At 68.0% G+C, this 18,349-nt stretch carries 19 protein-coding genes; 4 read left to right on the top strand and 15 right to left on the bottom strand.

Annotation, left to right across the window (positions count from 1 at the left end; translation table 11 throughout):
• Positions 1-15 precede the first annotated feature (15 nt).
• The gene (locus tag ACEVQ6_RS16545) at positions 16-1,500 is read right to left on the bottom strand and encodes a S10 family peptidase (RefSeq protein ID WP_374890128.1); all 1,485 of its coding nucleotides are present in this window, start codon (positions 1,498-1,500) and stop codon (positions 16-18) included.
• A gap of 667 nt (positions 1,501-2,167) precedes the next feature.
• Positions 2,168-2,704 carry a translation initiation factor IF-3 gene (gene infC / locus ACEVQ6_RS16540; protein WP_374890173.1) on the bottom strand — a complete coding sequence of 179 codons (537 nt, stop codon included), beginning with the start codon at positions 2,702-2,704 and terminating at the stop codon, positions 2,168-2,170.
• Positions 2,705-2,917: 213 nt separating this feature from the next.
• Here infC and ACEVQ6_RS16535 point away from each other — a divergent pair, with 213 nt between their 5' ends.
• Complete coding sequence (locus ACEVQ6_RS16535) at positions 2,918-3,718, top strand: alpha/beta hydrolase (RefSeq protein ID WP_374890127.1); 801 nt, start codon at positions 2,918-2,920, stop codon at positions 3,716-3,718.
• 221 nt (positions 3,719-3,939) lie between these two features.
• Positions 3,940-4,560: a transglutaminase-like cysteine peptidase gene (locus ACEVQ6_RS16530; RefSeq protein WP_374890126.1), complete on the top strand. Its 621-nt coding sequence runs from the start codon at positions 3,940-3,942 to the stop codon at positions 4,558-4,560.
• A 113-nt stretch (positions 4,561-4,673) separates the two neighbouring features.
• On the opposite strand, the gene mbfA is transcribed toward ACEVQ6_RS16530, so the two are convergent.
• From mbfA to ACEVQ6_RS16495, 7 genes are all read right to left on the bottom strand, one after another.
• Positions 4,674-5,657, bottom strand: a complete 984-nt coding sequence (gene mbfA, locus ACEVQ6_RS16525) for an iron exporter MbfA (protein WP_374890125.1) — start codon at positions 5,655-5,657, stop codon at positions 4,674-4,676.
• A 242-nt stretch (positions 5,658-5,899) separates the two neighbouring features.
• Complete coding sequence (gene ggt, locus ACEVQ6_RS16520; RefSeq protein WP_374890124.1) at positions 5,900-7,654, bottom strand: gamma-glutamyltransferase; 1,755 nt, start codon at positions 7,652-7,654, stop codon at positions 5,900-5,902.
• Positions 7,655-7,827: 173 nt separating this feature from the next.
• Complete coding sequence (locus tag ACEVQ6_RS16515) at positions 7,828-8,307, bottom strand: DoxX family protein (RefSeq protein ID WP_374890123.1); 480 nt, start codon at positions 8,305-8,307, stop codon at positions 7,828-7,830.
• A gap of 98 nt (positions 8,308-8,405) precedes the next feature.
• Positions 8,406-9,179: an HvfC/BufC N-terminal domain-containing protein gene (locus ACEVQ6_RS16510; RefSeq protein ID WP_374890122.1), complete on the bottom strand. Its 774-nt coding sequence runs from the start codon at positions 9,177-9,179 to the stop codon at positions 8,406-8,408.
• A gap of 9 nt (positions 9,180-9,188) precedes the next feature.
• Complete coding sequence (gene bufB / locus ACEVQ6_RS16505; RefSeq protein WP_374890121.1) at positions 9,189-10,043, bottom strand: MNIO family bufferin maturase; 855 nt, start codon at positions 10,041-10,043, stop codon at positions 9,189-9,191.
• Positions 10,044-10,122: 79 nt separating this feature from the next.
• Positions 10,123-10,407, bottom strand: a complete 285-nt coding sequence (locus ACEVQ6_RS16500) for a BufA1 family periplasmic bufferin-type metallophore (RefSeq protein ID WP_374890120.1) — start codon at positions 10,405-10,407, stop codon at positions 10,123-10,125.
• A 39-nt stretch (positions 10,408-10,446) separates the two neighbouring features.
• Complete coding sequence (locus ACEVQ6_RS16495) at positions 10,447-10,716, bottom strand: BufA1 family periplasmic bufferin-type metallophore (protein ID WP_374890119.1); 270 nt, start codon at positions 10,714-10,716, stop codon at positions 10,447-10,449.
• Between the two features lie 167 nt (positions 10,717-10,883).
• On the opposite strand from ACEVQ6_RS16495, the gene ACEVQ6_RS16490 reads away from it, so the two are divergent.
• Both ACEVQ6_RS16490 and ACEVQ6_RS16485 read left to right on the top strand, forming a co-directional pair.
• The gene (locus ACEVQ6_RS16490) at positions 10,884-11,459 is read left to right on the top strand and encodes a sigma-70 family RNA polymerase sigma factor (protein ID WP_374890118.1); all 576 of its coding nucleotides are present in this window, start codon (positions 10,884-10,886) and stop codon (positions 11,457-11,459) included.
• Entirely contained in the window at positions 11,446-12,081 is a 636-nt protein-coding gene (locus ACEVQ6_RS16485) for an NrsF family protein (protein WP_374890117.1), read from the top strand. The genes ACEVQ6_RS16490 and ACEVQ6_RS16485 overlap by 14 nt, the downstream gene beginning before the upstream one ends.
• 319 nt (positions 12,082-12,400) lie before the next feature.
• Here the strand turns inward: ACEVQ6_RS16485 and ACEVQ6_RS16480 are convergent, their stop codons facing one another.
• From ACEVQ6_RS16480 to ACEVQ6_RS16455, 6 genes are read right to left on the bottom strand one after another with little or no spacing between them, the layout of a single operon-like run.
• A complete protein-coding gene (locus ACEVQ6_RS16480) occupies positions 12,401-13,192 on the bottom strand; it encodes a FadR/GntR family transcriptional regulator (protein ID WP_374890116.1) in 792 nt (263 codons plus the stop codon).
• Positions 13,185-14,288 carry a four-carbon acid sugar kinase family protein gene (locus ACEVQ6_RS16475; protein WP_374890115.1) on the bottom strand — a complete coding sequence of 368 codons (1,104 nt, stop codon included), beginning with the start codon at positions 14,286-14,288 and terminating at the stop codon, positions 13,185-13,187. Before ACEVQ6_RS16475 ends, ACEVQ6_RS16480 begins: the two co-directional genes overlap by 8 nt.
• Positions 14,285-15,274: an ABC transporter ATP-binding protein gene (locus tag ACEVQ6_RS16470; protein ID WP_374890172.1), complete on the bottom strand. Its 990-nt coding sequence runs from the start codon at positions 15,272-15,274 to the stop codon at positions 14,285-14,287. Before ACEVQ6_RS16470 ends, ACEVQ6_RS16475 begins: the two co-directional genes overlap by 4 nt.
• Complete coding sequence (locus tag ACEVQ6_RS16465) at positions 15,274-16,278, bottom strand: ABC transporter ATP-binding protein (protein WP_374890114.1); 1,005 nt, start codon at positions 16,276-16,278, stop codon at positions 15,274-15,276. The genes ACEVQ6_RS16470 and ACEVQ6_RS16465 overlap by 1 nt, the downstream gene beginning before the upstream one ends.
• Positions 16,278-17,237 (bottom strand): ABC transporter permease, encoded by a 960-nt coding sequence (locus ACEVQ6_RS16460; RefSeq protein ID WP_374890113.1) that lies wholly within the window; start codon positions 17,235-17,237, stop codon positions 16,278-16,280. Before ACEVQ6_RS16460 ends, ACEVQ6_RS16465 begins: the two co-directional genes overlap by 1 nt.
• A gap of 3 nt (positions 17,238-17,240) precedes the next feature.
• Positions 17,241-18,197 (bottom strand): ABC transporter permease, encoded by a 957-nt coding sequence (locus ACEVQ6_RS16455; RefSeq protein WP_374890171.1) that lies wholly within the window; start codon positions 18,195-18,197, stop codon positions 17,241-17,243.
• Between the last annotated feature and the right edge of the window lie 152 nt (positions 18,198-18,349).

Genomic DNA, 18,349 nt, shown 5'->3' with positions numbered 1-18,349 from the left:
CCCGGAATTCCCGCTTCAGTCCGCCCCGGCGCCTGCGAAGAACGCGCGCGCGGCGTCCGCCGCCTCGCGGCGCGCGACGGGATCGGTGTAGAACATGTGCCCGCCGCGATGGAGCGACAGCGACACCCGGCCTTCGGCGAGCGCCTGCGGGAGATGGTCGAGGATATAGCGGCTGACGCCGTAGGGGGTCAGGATGTCGCTGTAGCCGTGGAAGATGGCAAGCCGGAAGGAGGGGGTGACCGACAAAAGGTCGTGCAGATCGCCGGAGGCTGCGGCTTCCGCGCGCCGGCCGCCCCAGTCCCAGCGCCGGTTCGCCTCGCCGTTCAGCAGCGTGTAGGTGAGGCCGGTCCTGAAGCCGAGTTCGTTGCGGGCATAGGCGGCGAAGGCGGCACCGTAGGCACGGGTGTAGCCGTCGAGAACCGGGTCGTCGTTGCGGGCGTCCGTCTGCTCGGGATAGGCATCCGGCGCCGCATGGCCGGCATCGTAGGGGCTGAGCACCGCGCCCGCCGCTGCCTGCTTGGCGTAGAGCGAGGCGACAAAGCCGCGGCTCTGCGCGACCGCAGCGACAGGCAGGCCGGTCGCCTCCGCCACCCGCGTATAAAAGGCACCGGCTGCGGGACCGGAGGGCGGCGCCCCGGCGAGCGCGACGAGATAGTCGGTCATGGCGAAATGTTCGGTCTCCGCCACCCTCTCCCGCGAGAAGCGGCCGGCGCGCTCCAGCGTCGCCGCCGCCAGCGACGGCAGCACGAGGGCGGCGGTCAGCGGATCCGCGTCGGCGCTCAGAAGGTAGCGGCCGTCGATCATCGGCGACACCATCAGCACGCCGGAGACGAGAATGCCCTGCTGGCTCTTCAAGGCCGCGGCGAGCTTGGCCGCCCGGAAGCCGCCATAGCTTTCGCCGAGCAGGTATTTCGGCGATGCGAGCCTGTCGTTCTCCTGGACATAGAGCGCGATGAACTTCGCCAGGCTCTCGGCATCCTGGCGCACGCCGTAGAAGCGTGCGGCCACGTCGCTGCCGGCCGCGCGGCTCCAGCCGGCCCCGACCGGATCGACGAAGACGAGATCGGTGAAGGCAAGCCAGCTGTCCGGATTGTCGGAAAGCTCGGGCGTCGTGCCGTCGTTACGGCCCGGTCCGAGCGCCACGACACGCGGCCCCGCCATGCCGAGATGGAGGTAGGCGGACGCCGCGCCGGGGCCGCCGTTGAAGGCAAAGGTCAGCGGCCGCCGACCTTTGCCGTCCTTCGCGACATAGGCGGTGTAGAACAGCCTGGCGCCCACCTTGCCATCCTGCCCGTAAAGATCGATCGTGCCGGCGGTCGCGGTGTAGGGCAAGGGACCGGCATCGGTGGACAGGACATGATCCGTCACCGCATCCTTCGGGATCAGCTCGAAAAGCCCCGGCGATGCCGCATCGGGCTGCCGCCCCTCCCTCGCAGCGGCGGCGGCGGTCAGAAACGCGACGGCAACGAAGACAAGCGGAAGCAGGCGCTGAAGTCGCATGGAAATTCCTCTCCTGAAGCAGTCCGGGCCGTGCGCCGCGCTGCACTCCCGTCCCGGAAACGCAAGAGGCGGACAGTTGCAACAGGGCGCGCCGGAGGCGCTTCACCCTTCGGCGTCAAGCTAGCCTGCGGACCGGGTGACGGGAATTCAACTCGCGGTGAAGCCGCCGTCATGTCTTGGGAGGAGGCCTCGAGCGAAACCGGGAAGGCTTCCGCGACGAGGCGCTGAACGCGCCCGACAGCAGAAAGGCGGGAGCACGACCGCGGCACAGACCCCCGGAGAGGCGAAACGTCGCCCGTTCGCGCTCGGCTGGGATACACTGAACCGAAGAGGTCTTCGCGCGGCGTTCGTCCCTGGAACATACGCCGAAGACCGGCGATGCCCGTTTTCGAGCCGATCTCGCAGATGATCGGGTACGGCTTGCGATCGCGATCGTCCGGGCGGCCTCAGGTGCGCAGCGCCGCTGAAGGGTCGTTCGGTTCAACGCCCGCGCCTGATTCGACTGTTGTGTCGTTCCGCTCGGTCGCCCATGGCAAAAGGACACACAAGCAGCGCGGCATCGGGGCCTGCCACCATCCGGAACCCTTCGCGTCAGGCGCAGGATTCCGGGAGGTTAAGAGCCAGCGTCATGCCGGCCGGTCAGCCTTGACGGCCGACAGGGCTCGCGTCACTTCGGCGCGAGCACCATCATCATCTGCCGGCCTTCGAGCTTCGGCTCGGCCTCGACCTTGGCAATCGCGGTCGTGTCTTCCTTGACCTGCAGCAGCAGTTTCAGGCCGAGTTCCTGGTGGGCCATCTCGCGGCCGCGGAACTTCAGCGTCACCTTCACCTTGTCGCCTTCGTCGAAGAAGCGGTTCATCGCCTTCATCTTCACCTCGTAGTCGTGGGTGTCGATGTTCGGGCGCATCTTGATCTCCTTGATCTCGATGACCTTCTGCTTCTTGCGGGCCTCGGCGGCCTTCTTCTGGTTGGAATATTTGAGCTTCCCGAGGTCGAGGATCTTGCAGACCGGCGGCTCGGCGTTCGGCGAGATTTCGACGAGGTCGAGACCGGCTTCCTCCGCCATGCGGAGCGCCTGGTCTGTCGGGACGACGCCCTGGTTGGTACCCTCGGCGTCGATCAGCTGAACCCGGGGAACCCGGATTTCCTTGTTGGAGCGTGGCCCGTCTTTGACGGGAGCGTCCGCTTTGAACGGTCTGCGAATGGTCGTGTTCTCCTAGAACTGTTTCGGATCGGACGGTTTCCAGCAGTCCCCGGGCGGGCTGCCGCCCGGCGGCAGCAAAGGCGCCCTGTGATGGCTGGAGATCGAATATAGGATCAATAGCACAGCTTTGCACGGAAATCACCATCTGTCGGGGCTCCGGCGAATCTGTTTTAGCAGGAAATCGATCGAGGAAACCGCCCGTCAGGAGCAAAGATGAGCAGCACAGCCCCGAAGCCGAACCTTTCCCGCCTCACGGTCGGCAGCGGCGAGGCGGCGCGAGAGATCGCGGTCGCCCACCTCCCCGCCCCGGATCCCGCACGGCCGACCCTCGTCTGGCTCGGCGGCTACCGCTCCGACATGGCCGGCACCAAGGCCGTGGCGATCGAGGCCCATGCCGCAGACGCCGGCCTCGGCTGCGTGCGTTTCGACTATTCCGGACACGGCCGTTCGGGGGGCGCCTTTCGCGACGGGACGATTTCGCGCTGGCTGGAGGAGAGCCTCGCCGTGATCGAGCGCTGCGTCTCCGGGCCGATGATCCTGGTCGGCTCGTCGATGGGGGGATGGATCGCGCTTCGGGCGATCGAGGACCTGCGGCGTCGGGGCCAGAGCGCGCGGATCGCGGGGCTGGTGCTGATCGCGCCCGCGCCGGACTTCACCGCCGAGCTGATCGAGCCGCAGCTGACCGAGCGCGAGCGGATCGCCCTGGCCGAACAGGGATTTTTCGAGGAGCCGACGCCCTATGGCCCCGAGCCGAACGTCTTCACCCGCGCCCTCATCGAGGACGGGCGCGACAATCGCGTGCTCACGGGAACGATCGTGACCGGCTGCCCGGTTCATATTCTCCAGGGCATGGCCGATCCCGACGTGCCCCATGCCCTTGCGCTGAAGCTCGTCGAGCATCTTCCGGCCGACAACGTCACCCTGACGCTGATCCGTGACGGCGACCACCGGCTGTCGCGCCCCGCCGACCTCAAACGCCTGCGCCAGGCGCTCGACGACATGGTCGCAGGCTGATTCTCACGGCAAAACCAAGGCGACTACAAAAATACCACACGTATTAACCATTCATGAACATCCCCAGATCTGCAGATTGACTCCCTCCCCGCAACATCGTTAATTCTTCGTTAACGACAAGCGGCGGGGCGAGAAGACCTGAACGTCGTGCGAGCAAGACAGGCAGATTTGCGCGAGGGGACTGCGATCATGGATGTCGCCGGCGCGCCAGGGGACATCGCATGGCTCTTTCTTCGGGGATTTCGGGGATTCTGGGCGCCTTGGGCGTTGTGGTCCTTTCCGCCAACGCGGCCATTCCGGCGCTCGCCGGCCCGTCGCTCTGGATGCAGACGGGCGGTGTGACATCGCAGCCGATCGGCCACTACGAATTCTGCCAGCAGTACAAGGCGGAGTGCGCGATCAAATCGAAGTCGACGCTGCCGCCGCGCGTGACCGAATTCGGCTGGCAGATGGTTCGCGAGATCAACGCTTCCGTCAACCGCGACGTCAAGCCGATCACCGACCTCGAACTCTACGGGCGTGACGAGGTCTGGGCCTATCCCGACAAGGCAGGCGACTGCGAGGATTTTGCCCTGTTGAAGCGCAAGAAGCTCATCGAAAAGGGCTTCTCCGTCGCCGACCTGCTGATGACCGTCGTGCGCAAGCCAGACGGCGAGGGACATGCCGTCCTCACCCTTCGCACTGCGCAGGGCGATTATGTCCTCGACAACCTCGACGACGAGGTGAAGCTCTGGACGGACACGCCGTACCGTTTTCTCAAGCGCCAGGCATCCTTCAATACCGGCCGCTGGGTCACCATCGAGAATGGCACCGATCTGATGGTCGGCTCCGTCGGCCGCTGACCCCGTCTTCCTTCTGTGACAGGCGCTGCATTCGAAAGGATGCAGCGCTTTTGTTTTTTCATCATGGTTAACGCGCGTCCGGCGGATGGGTTTCACCGGCCGGACAAGATTTTTCAGCCACTGCCGATCAGGATGCCCGCCGCCAGGACGAGCCCGCCGCCCAGCACCACCTGCAGGACGGCGCGGAAGAACGGGGTCTCCATGTAGCGGTTCTGGATGAAGGCGATCGCCCAGAGTTCGACGAAGACGACGATCACGGCAATGCCGGTCGCCGTCCAGAAATCCGGAATGAGATAGGGAAGCGCATGCCCCAGGCCGCCAAGCGCGGTCATGATGCCGGAAGCAAGGCCGCGCTTCAGCGGCGAGCCGCGCCCCGAGAGCTTGCCGTCGTCATGGGCGGCCTCCGTAAACCCCATGGAAATCCCCGCGCCGACCGAGGCGGAAAGGCCGATCAGAAACGTCTGCCAGGTGTCCTGCGTCGCGAAGGCGGCTGCGAAGATCGGTGCCAGCGTCGAGACGGAGCCGTCCATCAGCCCGGCGAGCCCCGGCTGGACATAAGTGAGGACGAACTGCCGGCGGGCTGTCGCATCCTCGCTGCCGGCCGCCTCCGCCGAGAGATGCGTTTCGGTCAATGTGCAGGCAAGATCGCCATGGGCCTGCTCGGCGAGCGCGAGGTCGCCGAGCAGGCGGCGCGCCTCCGCATCCTCCGTCCGCTTCGCCGCCTCCGCATAGAAGCGCGCGGCCTGCGCCTCCATCGCCTCGGCCTCGCGGCGGATCGCGTCCAGCGTGAGGTTCGCCCTGAGCCAGTCCGGCTTGCGCGCGAGGAAGCCGTCGACATGTTCGCGGCGAATGAGCGGGATGCGCTCGCCATAAAGCCGGCGATGCATGTCGATCAGCATGCGCCGGTGCGTATCCTCCACCGCGGCCATATCGTCGAAGATCCGGGCGCTCGCGGGAAACGCCCGGCGCAGATGGTCCGCATAGGCCAGATAGATGCGCGCGTCGTCCTCCTCGCTGGAAATGGCGAGGGCAAGGATTTCCTGCCCGCTCAATGCAGCGAGCGGACGGCGCGAGCCGGAAAACGGGAAAAGTCTCATGGCGGCCTCTTTTTAGAATAATTCTAAATAGAGCGTGCGCCCTTCGCGGTCAAGGGAAAGCGGCAAGGCCTGACAGGGGAAACCGTGCCGTCCGCGACCGGATGTTCGGCGGCATGTCGTCAGAGGGCGCGGATGCATCCGGTCCGGGAGCGGCATCGTGATGGAGATCCCGTCAGCTGCAGCCCAGGCACGACACCGGGACCTGTCGTCAGCCGTGTCGGTGCCCGTCGATGCTCGCCGCTTCAGTCGCCGAGCGCGACGCCTTCGCGACGGGGATCGGCGCTGCCGGCAAGGCCGGACTGCGTGATCTCTATGGCGTGCAGGCCGGAATTCATCTCCGTTGCCTTGACCATATAGCCGAGCGCTTCGAGCGGCGCCCTCAGCCGTTCGGCGGCCGTGCCCGCCTCGATGTCGTAGGGACCGAAGCGATTGATCAGATGCGGCGCGGCGACGATCGCCTCCACCGGCATGGCCCAGTCGATATAGCCGATCAGCGCCTGCGCGACATAGCCGATGATCTGGCTGCCGCCCGGCGAGCCGAGGACGAGCCGCGGCGTGCCGTTCTTCATGACGATGGTCGGCGCCATCGAGGAGCGCGGGCGCTTGCCCGGCTCGACCCGGTTGGCGACCGGCAGCCCGGCATCATGGGTTCTGAAGGAGAAATCGGTCAGTTCGTTGTTCAGCAGGAAGCCCCCGGTCATCAGCCGCGCGCCAAAACCGCTTTCGATCGTCGTCGTCATCGAGACGACGTTTCCGTCTCCGTCGACGATCGACACGTGGCTGGTGGACGGCATCTCGAGCGCGCCATCGCGGCCGAACAGGAGCGCATGGTCCCATTCCGGCGTGCCGGCCTTGACCGCGTCGGGGCCGAGCGCCCGGTCGCCGTCGAGCTGTCTCGCCCGCTCGCCGAGATAGGCCTTGTCCATGAGGCCCTTGACCGGTAGGGGCACGAAATCCGTATCGGCGACGTAGCGTTCGCGATCGGCGAAGGCGAGGCGCTGCGCGTCGCCGATGATCCGCCAGCTTTCCGCCGCCGTCGGGCCGAGGCCCTTGAGGTCGAAATTCTCCGCCATGCCGAGGATCTGGCCGATGGCAATGGCGCCGGAGGACGGCGGCCCCATCCCGCAGACGTCGAAGGCGCGGTAAGGAAAGCACACCGGCTCCCGCTCGACGATGCGGTAGGTTTCGAGATCGGCCAGCGAGAGGACGCCGGGATTGCCGGCGTTGCGAACCGCATCGACGATCGCCGCGGCGATCGGTCCGCGATAGAATGCGTCGGCGCCGCCTCTGGCGATGGCGTCGAGTGTCTCGGCATAGGCCGGGTTGCGCAGGATGGTGCCGGCCTTGAGCGGGGCACCGGAACCGTCATAGAAATAGGCGCGGGCCGCCGCATCCCTCTTCAGGCCGCCGGCTTCAAGCGCGATGGCGCCGGCAAGGCGCGGCGAGACCGGAAATCCCGCCGTCGCCAGCATGATCGCCCGGCCGAACAGGCCGGCCCATTCCGCTTTCCCATGGCGCTGCTGCACCTCGTGCAGGAGGCGCACTGTGCCCGGCGTGCCGACGGAGCGCCCGCCGACGACGGCCTCCATGAAGGCGAGCGGCTGGCCGGTCGCGTCGAGGAAAAGCTTCGGCGTCGCCGCGCCCGGCGCCGTCTCGCGCCCGTCGAACGTGGTCAGCCTGCCGGTCGCGGCGTCATAATGAACGACGAAAGCACCGCCGCCGAGGCCGGAACTCTGCGGCTCCACCAGACCGAGCACGGCCTGAACGGCGACCATCGCGTCGACGGCATTGCCGCCCCGCGCAAGGATATCCCGGCCCGCCTCCGCCGCCAGCGGATGGGCGGCCGCGACCATGAAGCGTTGCGCCTCGGTGCGCTTCGCCGCCGCCACGATCCCCGCCCGCTCGGGCGCCACCAGATCCGAGGCCTGTTGCGCGACCGCATCCGCGGCCGTCAGCGACGCGACAAAGAAAGCGCCGGCACAATATCGCAGCAACATGATCCCATCTCCCCTGCTCCATCGGTCCGCATCCGCACGGACAAGTTTCACGGCCCATCCCGCGAGGGTCCTTCGGATGACCGGGTCTTATAGCAGAGGAGGCAGCGGCAGGGAAAACGCGATGGACGAAACAGCCTTGCGCCCTTCGCTTGACCCGGCGCCGCAACGCGTCCTCACCCCCGGCCGTCGCGCCGGGAGCGTGAAAGGATGCGATCGAGCGAGAGGCGGCCGGGACCGTGGATCATGACCAGAAGCAGGCAGACCGCCCAGGTGCCATGGGTCGGCCAGGCGGCCGGATAGACGAAGATTTCGATGACGAGCGTCATCAGAAGGAGCGCGAAGGCCGAAAGCCGGCTGGCAAGGCCGATGACCAGCAGGACGGGAAAGAGATGCTCGGCGAGCGCGGCGAGATGCACGGCAATCCACGGATCGACCAGCGGCAGCCGGTATTCGTTTTCAAAGAGATAGAGGGCGTTGTCGGTCACGTGCCAGCCCTCCACCTTGGTCTGCCCCGACTGCCAGAAGACCCCGGCGATCGACAGGCGCGCGACGAGCGCCACGAGATCCAGCGGAATGCGCCGGAAGAGGTGCAGGCCGGCGATGAGGGGCCGCACCAGGATGTCGGCTTCGGGGGTGGATGCGGGTGCAGGCATGACGGTCTCCCAATTATCTAGAGCATTTCTGGTTATCTTGTGATCACCTTCAACGCTCTATGCTCTTGTTTTTACAGCATTGTCCGACGCCGAAGCGATCACGCTTCGGCTGGAAATGCTCTAAATGCGGTAAAGGCGCCGGCTTGCAGGAGGCCGGCGAGATTGGCCGCCAGATCGAAGCCGGCACAGACGTCAAGGCCCGCCTCGGCCGCGTCGGCGAGGGTACGCCCCCCGGCAAGGGCAGCGAGGAAGGCGCGACCGCCGGGTGGCAGGCGGCGGACCTCGACCTGCATGTCCGGACGCACGACCAGCGCGTCCTCGCTCTGCCGGAAATCGACCGGGGCAGGCGCGCGGTCGCCGCCGTTCATCGCCCAGATCGTGACGACCGGATAGGGCGAGGGCAGGACGGAGAGCGACGGATGCGGCACGAAGACCAGCGCACCGATCCGCTCGGCCGCGACGCCGGCAAGGGCCGCGGGCCGCAGCGGCGCCGCATCCTCCGCATGGTACGCCCGGCCGCGTGCCGCCTCGAGCCGGGCCACATCGGCGAGATAGGGCAGGTCCGCCGCGGGGGAAAAGCCTGCGATGAAATCGCCGAAATCGTCACCATAGGCGAGCAGCAGCGGCGAGCGCGGCGGATGGCGCGACACATAGGCCGCGGCGAGTGCCGCGAAGAAGTCGGTACCGACGATGCGCTCCGTTGCCGGAAAACGCGAGGCCAGTGCGCCGGCGAGGCCGATCGCGGTATTGTCGCGATAGACCCGGAAGCGCCGGTCGGGACGGGCGCCGTTCCAGGCGGCAAGCCCGGCGGGAGGCGGCAGGGCCGGATCCCGCAGCGCAGCGACGAAGGCGGTCTGGAATGAGGTCGACATGATCCCGCCTCAGGCTGCCGTCTTCGCCGCCGCACGGGCGAGAACCGCCCCGGCGGCGGCGGCTTCCGCAGCCAGCACCGGCCAGTCCGGCACGTCGTTGTCCCATTCGATCAGCGTCGCCAGCGGACCGGTGCGTCCGATCAGCGTCTCGTAGAGGCGCCAAACCGGATCCTTGACCGGTGTATCGTGGCTGTCGATCAGCAGCGGCGCGCCGTGTTCGTCGCTGGTCTGCGAATGTCCGCTCAGATGGACCTCGCCGACCCGGGCCACCGGAAAGCGGGCGAGATAGGCCTCAGGGTCGATGTTGTGGTTGGTGGCGGCGACGAAGACATTGTTGAGATCGAGAAGCAGGCCGCAGCCGGTGCGCCGTGCGATCTCCGCGAGGAACGCGGTTTCCTCGATCGTGCTGTCCTCGAAGAGAAGATAGGTGGCGGGATTCTCGAGGAGCATGCGGCAGCCGAGCGCCTCCTGCACCGCATCGACGTGATCGGCGACGCGGGCAAGGGTCGCCGGCGTGTAGGGCAGCGGCAGCAGGTCGTTGAGGAAGAGGCCGTCATGGCTCGACCAGGCAAGATGCTCGGAAAAGCTCTCCGGCTGGTAGCGCTCGCAGAGCCGCTTCAGCCGGCCAAGATGATCGCGGTCGAGGGGCTGCATCGCACCGATCGACAGGCCGACGCCGTGGATCGACAGGGCATAGTCCTCCCGCAGCCGCTCGAGGCGCGCATGGGGAGGTCCGCCGGCGCCCATGTAGTTTTCCGCGTGGATCTCGAAGAAACCGACCGGTTGGGGCCCTGCGAGGATCGCGTCGAAATGTTCGGGCTTGAAACCGGCGCCGGCGGTTGCAGGAAGGCGCGACAGGGTCATGGGGACGATCTCCGGAGGGCGGGGCGGCATCGCGGCGCGGAAGGATTGCGCCGCGTGCCATCATGTCGGCAGTGGCGGGTCAGGCCGGCGCCGTACCCTGCATCAGCGAGCCATGGCCGTCCGGTGTCGCCATGGCCTCGCAGGTGCCGGCGGGGACCAGCTTCCAGGCATTCTTCTGGTAATCGACCTTCGACGTGCCGGCGCAGGTGGTGCCGGGGCCTGCGGCACAATCGTTCTGACCCTTCAGCGCGATGCCGTAGCATTTCTCCTTGCCCTCCTCGGCCGCGCGGGTCGGGGCGGCGGAGGCGGCGAGCGTCAGCGCCGTGGCGAGTGAGGCGGCAAGTGCGGCAGAAAGCGTGTTCATCCTGGTGTCTCCTTGATAGGGGCGATGGGTGGATGCGGCTCAGGCCGGCATCAGCGAGCCCGTGCCGCCGTCGGGGGATTTCATCGTCATGCAGGTGCCCGTCGGCACGAGCTTGAACGAACCCCTGTCGAAATCCGTCTCCTGCTTGCCGGCGCAGTCGTGCTTGCCGGCAGCGCAGTCGTTCTGGCCCTTCAGCGCGATGCCGTAGCACTTCTCCTTGCCCTCCTCGGCCGACGCGGTCGTCGCAAGGGTGGTGAGCGCAGAGGCGAGCGCGCCGGCAAGCGCCAGCGTGGCAATGGTGGTCTTCATGGGGTGATCTCCTTTGGCGGCAGACCGTTCTCGGCCTGCACCTTCGACTACGCGGCGGCGCGGCTGGCTGTTACAGGCGCGGCCAATTTTTTTCGACGCCGCTCCGGCGATTGTAAAATCGCATCCCGGTGGTAACAAAGCGATGCGCCGCTGCGTAGGACGGGTGAATGCACGACGATGCGAGGCTTCGCGAACGGGACTGGGCCGTCTGGATGCGCGCCGCGATGGCGGGCGACGTCCGGGCCTATCATCGTTTTCTGGAGGCGGTGACGCCGCCCCTGCGGGCAATGGCGCGCCGCCGATGCGCCGCTCTGGGCGCGCCGGCAAGCGAGGCGGAGGATATCGTACAGGAGGTGCTGCTCGCCGTGCATCTGAAGCGCGGGACCTGGGACAGCGCGCGGCCGATCGGACCATGGCTTTCCACGATCGTGCGCAACAAGCTGATCGACAGCCTGCGCCGCCGCGGCCGGGCGACGACGGTACCGATCGAGGACGTGATGGAGACGCTTTCCGCCGACCGCGGCACCGACGACTTTCTCGACCGTGCCGATGCGGAGCGGCTGATCGACCGGCTGAAGGATCCCCAGCGCGACATCGTGCGCTCGATCTCGATCGCCGGCGCCGGCATCGGCGAGACGGCGGCGCGGCTGAACATGAGCGAGGGCGCCGTCCGCGTCGCCCTGCACCGGGCGCTGAAATCCCTTGCCACCCTCTACCGGAGTGAGATGCGTGAAGACGGATGAACTGATCAGGATGCTTGCGCAGGACGCGCCCGTGCGTCTGCGGTTCGGCCGGGTGATGATGGTCGCCCTCGTCGCCGGCGCCGCGGTCTCCGTCATGCTCCTGGTGGTTACCGTGGGCCTGCGTCACGATCTCGTCACCGTCTTCGAGACGGCGCGCGTCATGGTCAAGATCGGCGCGACCCTGCTTCTGGCGGTTCTGTCCGCCCGCCTCGCCATCCGCATCGGCCGTCCCGGAACCACGCCCGGCAGGGATCTTGCCATGCTGGCGGTCCCAGCCGCCGTTCTGGCCCTCGCGGTGATCCTCGAGATGATCGCCGTTCCGGCCGCGGAATGGAAGGCGCGCTGGCTCGGCCTGCACGCGGCCTTCTGCGTCGTCTTCGTCCCGGTTCTGGCCCTCGCGCCGCTGGTCGCATTGCTCGCCGCCCTGCGCCACGGCGCGCCGGAAGATCCCGGCAGCGCGGGCGCCGCCGCGGGCCTTGCCGCCGGCACCATCGCCGCCGCGGTCTACGCCTGGCACTGCCCGGACGACAGCCCGCTGTTCGTGGTCACATGGTATGCGATCGGCATCGCCGTGGTCGTCCTTGCCGGGTTCCTGGCCGGCCGGCGGGTATTGGTGTGGTGATTTCCAGATGGTTTTCGCGCGTCTGGTCCGGGCATCCGGGCGATCCCTGCGTCTCCTCGGATGAAGGGCGCATCAAAGGGCCGGTGATGACAGGGCAACCCCGACGACGATCGCACATAAGGGCAGACGAACACATCGGCCTCGACGCCCGGAGTGGATGCCCGCACGCAGGGGCATCTCCTCTGTCATGAGGTTGAAACCCTCCGCTGAAACCTCGCGCGATCCGGACGCATCGTCACACGGCACGGCGGGACGGACGCACGCGTCAGGGCGTTCTCCGGGCCTGTCCATCCTGCCTTTCGATGCCTCTCCATGCGCCTCAGAAGGAAAGATCGAGCACCCGGCCCTCGAAGAGACGGTCGCGGGAGCCTTCGAGATGCTGGCGCATGCGGTCGCGGGCAAGGTCCGGCCGGCCCTCGGCGATGGCGCGGTGGATGGCGGCGTGTTCCTCGTAGACGCTTTCCAGCATCTGGCGCGGGCCCATCAGCGACAGGCCGTGCAGATGCATGCCGACGGCGATGTGCGGCTTCAGCGCCTCGATCGAGGCGGTGTAGTAATGGTTGTTGGCCGCCTCGGTGACCGCCCGGTGAAAGACGAAGTCGGCGTCGGTGCGGTGCAGCTGATGGCTGGTCGCCTCGCGCAGGTCGGCCAGCGCGGCCGCGATCTTCTGTAACGCCGCCTCGTCGCGCCGCGTTGCGGCGAAAAAAGCCGCGGCCGGCTCGATCGTCAGGCGGAACTCGTAGCAGCGCTGGATGTCCGCGATGGTCTTCACCGGCGAATAGGCGAGGTGGGAGGCAGGCGTCGCGGCGGCGGCGACGAAGGTTCCCGCACCCTGACGCGCATAGACGAGGCCCTGGTCGCGCAGGCGGGCCAGCGCATCGCGCACGACCGGCCGCGAGACGCCGAGCATGGCGGCGAGCTCGTGCTCCCCCGGCAGGCGCGAATCCGGCGCATAGTTGCCGGAACGGATCCGCTCGATCAACTGGTCGAACACACGGTCGACGAGCTTGGCGGGGCGCGGCTTTTCGTGCCCCTCCGCCGGCGGCCGCGCCGCTGCCTTGCGCCTGGCCTCGCCGCGATCGGCGCCCGTGTCACCGGCGGCGTCATCCATGGTCGTCTCTCCGCATGCGTGCGGGCTCCGGCAGGCCCGCCTCTTCCGCCACGAGATGTAGCAGAGAATCGGCGTGGCCGAAGCCCCCCGACTTGACCCCGCAGGCAAATCTCCGGCCCTTCGCGTCCGACAGCGTGAACCAGGGCATGCCCGGGGCGACCTCGCCCTCCGGGACCAGAACACGGGCGCCGATCTCGTCGAGAATGGCGAGCGCTGTATCGCCGCCGCCCATCATCAGCATGTCCGGCGCCGTCAGCCGCGCCATCCGCGCCACGCCGATGGCAAAGCGCGAGGCGACGCGTCCGGCCGGTTCGTCCAGCGCCCCGGTGCAGCGCAGGATGGCGGGCAGAGCTTCAGGCAGGGCCGCGCCGAGATGGCCGTTTACCGCATCGACGAGGGTCACCGAACCCCGGACCTCCAGCAACCGGTCGATCTGCCGCGCGGTGATCGGATCGCGCGATCCGAAGGCGAAGAGCGTCGCGGCGGACGGACGGAACAGCCGTCGCGGGCCCGGCGTCCGCCCCGCCGCGACACGGCGGGCGAGCGCGCAGCCGAGACCGCGCGCGCCGACCGCCAGCGTGCCGGCCCAGTCTGTCGCGGCGACGAGCGCATCGAGATCGGCATCGCTGCCGGCGTCGGCAACGTGAAGCTTACCACCATAGCCTGCAAAGAGCGGCGCGATCGGCAAGGGCGACGGCACGCCGTGGCCGATCACCGCGCCGCCCCGCGTCGCGCGGCACTGGTCGGGGACGGCCGGGGCGACGAGGATGCGGCCGCAGTCGAAGGCGGTTGCCAGGGCGACGCTTTCCGACGCGACATTGCCCTTGAGCCGCGAATCGATCTTCTTCATCAGGAGCGCCGGCGCCGCCGCCCGCAACGTCTCTGCCACCGCGGCGACGCAGCGTGCGGCCGCCTCCGGGGAAAGGGCGCGCGAGGCGGTATTGACCGCGACGACGTCCGGCCGCCGCGCCATCGCTTCGCCCAGGGCCTGCGGCCCGATCGCGACGGCCACCGAAAGACCGGCATCGGCAAAGGGCGTCGCCGTATCGAGCGCGCCGGTCAGGTCGTCGGCGACGATGGCGACGGCGAGGCTCATGCGGTCCCGTCCGTGACGGCGTGGCAGGCGACGTGATGGCCGGGACGGGCCGCGCGCCACTCCGGCACGACGGTGCGGCAGACCTCCATGGCGAGCGGGCAGCGCGTGTGGAAGCGGCAGCCGGACGGCGGCGACAGCGGGCTCGGCACGTCGCCCCGAAGCACCTGGCGCCGGCGCTGGCGTTCATGGGCCGGATCGGCCTCCGGCACGGCGGAGAGCAGCGCCTTGGTATAGGGATGGAGCGGCGCCTCGAACAGCTGTTCGCGCGGGGCGAGTTCGGCGAGGCGGCCGAGATACATCACGCCGACGCGGTCGCTGATGTGGCGCACCACGGCGAGGTCATGGGCGATGAAGAGATAGGTAAGGCCGTATTTCGCCTGAAGATCGATGAGGAGATTGATGATCTGGGCCTGCACGGAGACGTCGAGCGCCGAGATCGCCTCGTCGCAGACGATGAATTTCGGCTGGCAGGCCAGCGCCCTTGCAATCGCGACACGCTGGCGCTGGCCGCCGGAAAGCTCGTGCGGATAGCGCGCGGCAAAGCGCGGCGGCAGGCCGACATCGCCGAGCAGCGCCGCCGCCTTCTCCCGGACGTCGCGCTTCGTCGCCAGCGCGTGGAACAGGATGGGTTCGGCGATCGCCTCGCCGACCGTCATGCGCGGATTGAGCGTCGAATAGGGATCCTGGAAAACGATCTGCAACTGGCGGCGGTAGGGCCGCATGGCGCGGTCGTCGAGACCGGCGATGTCCCTGCCCTGGTAGATCACCTTGCCGGAGGTCGCCCGGTGCAGGTTGAGCAGCGTGAAGCCGGTGGTCGACTTGCCGCAGCCGCTCTCGCCGACGAGGCTCAGGGTCTCACCCTCGATGATGTCGAAGTTGACGTCGTCGAGGGCGTGCACCGTCGCGAGCCGCTCGCCGAAGGCGCCGAGGCGGACATGGAAATGCTTGACGAGGTTCTCGATGCGCAGCAGCGGCCCGGCGTCCATCATGCGGCTTCCTTCTGCCGGTGCGCGACGAAACAGGCGACGCGATGGGCGCCGGCTAAGGGTTCGAGCCGCGGCACCCGCTCGTGGCAGACCGGCTCGGCAAGCGGGCAGCGCGGCGCGAAGGGACAGCCCTGCGGCCGGCGCCCCGGTTCCGGCGGCGTGCCGCCGATCGAGGCGAGCCGATCGACGCGGCTGTCGGACAGTTTCGGGATCGAGGCGAGCAGGCCGCGCGTGTAAGGATGGGCGGGCGCGGAAAACAGCGCGTCGACCGGCGCGTCTTCCACCACGGTTCCGGCGTAGAGCACGTTGACCCGGTCGGCGAGGCCGGCGATCAGCGCGAGGTCATGGGTAATCCAGACCACCGACATGCCGAGCCTGTCGCGCAAGGATTTCACCAGTTCGACGATCTGCGCCTGGATGGTGACGTCGAGCGCCGTGGTCGGCTCGTCGGCGATCAGGAGTTGCGGATCGCAGGCAAGCCCGATCGCAATCATCACCCGCTGGCGCATGCCGCCGGAGAGCTCGTGCGGATAGGCGTCGAGCCGCTCCTCGGCACCGGGAATGCCGACGAGGCGCAGGAGTTCGCCGGCGCGTTTGCGCGCCTCCTGTTTCGACAGGCCGCGGTGATAGCGCAGCGGCTCGGCAAGCTGCGCGCCGATCCTCATCACCGGGTTGAGCGAGGTCATCGGATCCTGGAAGACGAAGCCGACATCGCCGCCGCGAACCTTCCGCAGCTCCGCGTTCGACATGGTCTGCAGGTCGCGGCCGGCGAAGCGGGCGCTGCCCTTCGCCACCTTGATCCTGTTCGGCAGGAGCCGCATCAGGCTCAGCATGGTCAGGCTCTTGCCGCAGCCCGATTCGCCGACGATGCCGAGCGTCTCGCCGCGGTCGACATGGAGGTCGATGCCGTCGACGATCACGGCGGGGCCGCGGCGCGTGTCGATCTCGATCGTGAGGTCCCTGACGTCGAGAAGGCGCCCGGCCGGTGTCGCATGGATCGTCATCACTTCGCCCCTCTCGGGTTCAGCGCGTCGTTGAGCCCGTCGCCGAGAAAGCTGAAGGCGACAGAGGCGAGGCCGAGGACTGCGGCGGGGGCGGCGAGCAGGTGCGGATAATGCTGCCAGACGCGCAAGCCATCCGAGATCATGTTGCCCCAGCTCGGCGTCGGCGGATTGACGCCGACGCCGAGGAAGCTGAAGGCGCTTTCGAGCACCATGGCGGTGCCGAGGCCGGCGCTGACGGCGACGATCAGCGGCCCGAGCGCATTCGGCACGACATAGCGCAGCAGCACGATGCGGTTCGAGAGGCCGAGCGCGCGGGCCGCGGTGATGTAGGGCCGCGCCCGGATCGACAGGACCTGTGCCCGCACCAGCCGCGCATAGGGCGGCCAGGAGATCAGCGCCATCGAGCCGAAGACGAGCAGGAAATCGATCCAAACCGTCTCGCGGTAGAAGGGGTTGAGGGTTTCGAGATAGCGGCTTTCCATCCATGCGGCGATCGGCGTCTTCAGCGAGGCGTTGATGACGACGACGAGCAGCAGGTTCGGGATCGACATGGTCATGTCGGTCAGCCACATGACGGTGCGGTCGAGCATGCCGCCGAAGAAGCCGGCGGCGGCACCGAGCGCCACGCCGATGACAACCGCGATCGCGGTGACGACGACGGCGACGAGGAAGGCGGTGCGCGTGCCGTAGACCACCCGGCTGAAGACGTCGCGGCCGAGATCGTCGGTGCCGAAGGGATGGGCGAGCGAGGGCGCCGCATTGCGCAGGTCGAGGTTCTGGCCGAGGAAGTCGTAGGGCGTCAGCGCCGGGCCGAAGATCGCGGTGAACAGCAGGAGCGCCACGATGGAAAGGCCGAAGACCGCGAGGCGATTGCGCCTCAGCCGGTACCAGGCGTCGCGCCAGAGGCTGACGGGCGGTTCGTCGTCGATGACGGCGGGAGCAGAGGGAATGAGGGCCATGGCCTACCGGCTCCTTCTCGTATCGTTGGCGCGCGGATCGAGCAGCGGATAGAGGACGTCGACCAGAAGGTTCGACGCCATCACCAGAAAGGAGCCGATCAGCGTGATCGCCAGGATCACCGGATAGTCGTTGTTGATCAGCGCCTGCACCGTCAGCCGCCCGAGGCCGGGCAGGCCGAAGACGAGCTCGACGAAGATCGCGCCGTTGACGATGGTGATCATGATCAGGCCGAGCTGGGTGACGACGGGGGTGAGCACCGGCCGCAGGATATGGCGCAGCGCCACCATCGTCTCCGGCACGCCCTTGGCGCGGGCCGTGCGGACGAAATCCTCCGAGAGCACCTCGATGACGGCGGCGCGCGTCTGGCGCACGATCAGCGCGACCGGCTGGAAGGAGAGCACGACGAGCGGCAGCAGGATGCGCATGTCGAAGACGCCGCCCCAGCCATACGGCACGTTCGACCCCGGCAGCAAAACGATCAGCAGCACCATCAGGAGCGGCCCGGCGACATAGGCCGGGATCGCCCAGAGGAACAGCGCCGAGCCGAGGATCACGTAGTCGAGCCGGCGGTTCTGGTTAAGCGCCGCGATCAGCCCGAGCGGGATGGCGACGAGCGCGGTCAGCAGCACGGAGCAGAGCGCCAGCTTGAAGGAGACGGGCGCCGCCGCCTTGACCATCGCCCAGACCGAACGGCCGGAAGACAGCGAATTGCCGAAATTGCCGTGAACGAGGTTCCAGATATAGGAGGCGAACTGGACGAGAAAGGGCCGGTTGAGCCCGGCGCTGTCGCGGATCGCCTCGATGCGCTCGGGATTGTAGGCGACGTCGCCGGGCGCGCGCAGGAAGATCAGCTTGATCGGGTCGCCGGCGCCGTAATAGGCGAGCGCGTAGACGCCGAGCATCACCAAAAGCACCGAGGGGATCCAGACCACGAAGCGCGTGGCGACATAACGCAGCATGGGCATCCGTCCGCTTGTCCCGTGGAGCCTGCATTCGCGCGCGCCGCCCACCGGTCTCCAAAGATCACTTGCGGCAGCGACGCGAGGGCTGCGGGGACGGGCGGCGCCGCATCGCCCGTCCCCTTGCGAGCGCCGCGCATCCAGGACGGCGC

It is taken from the genome of Ensifer soli (genome assembly GCF_041928815.1).
GTDB lineage: Bacteria > Pseudomonadota > Alphaproteobacteria > Rhizobiales > Rhizobiaceae > JBHFEI01.
The sequence above is the reverse complement of the archived record's forward strand: the minus strand, read 5'-3'. Positions and strand labels throughout refer to the sequence as shown.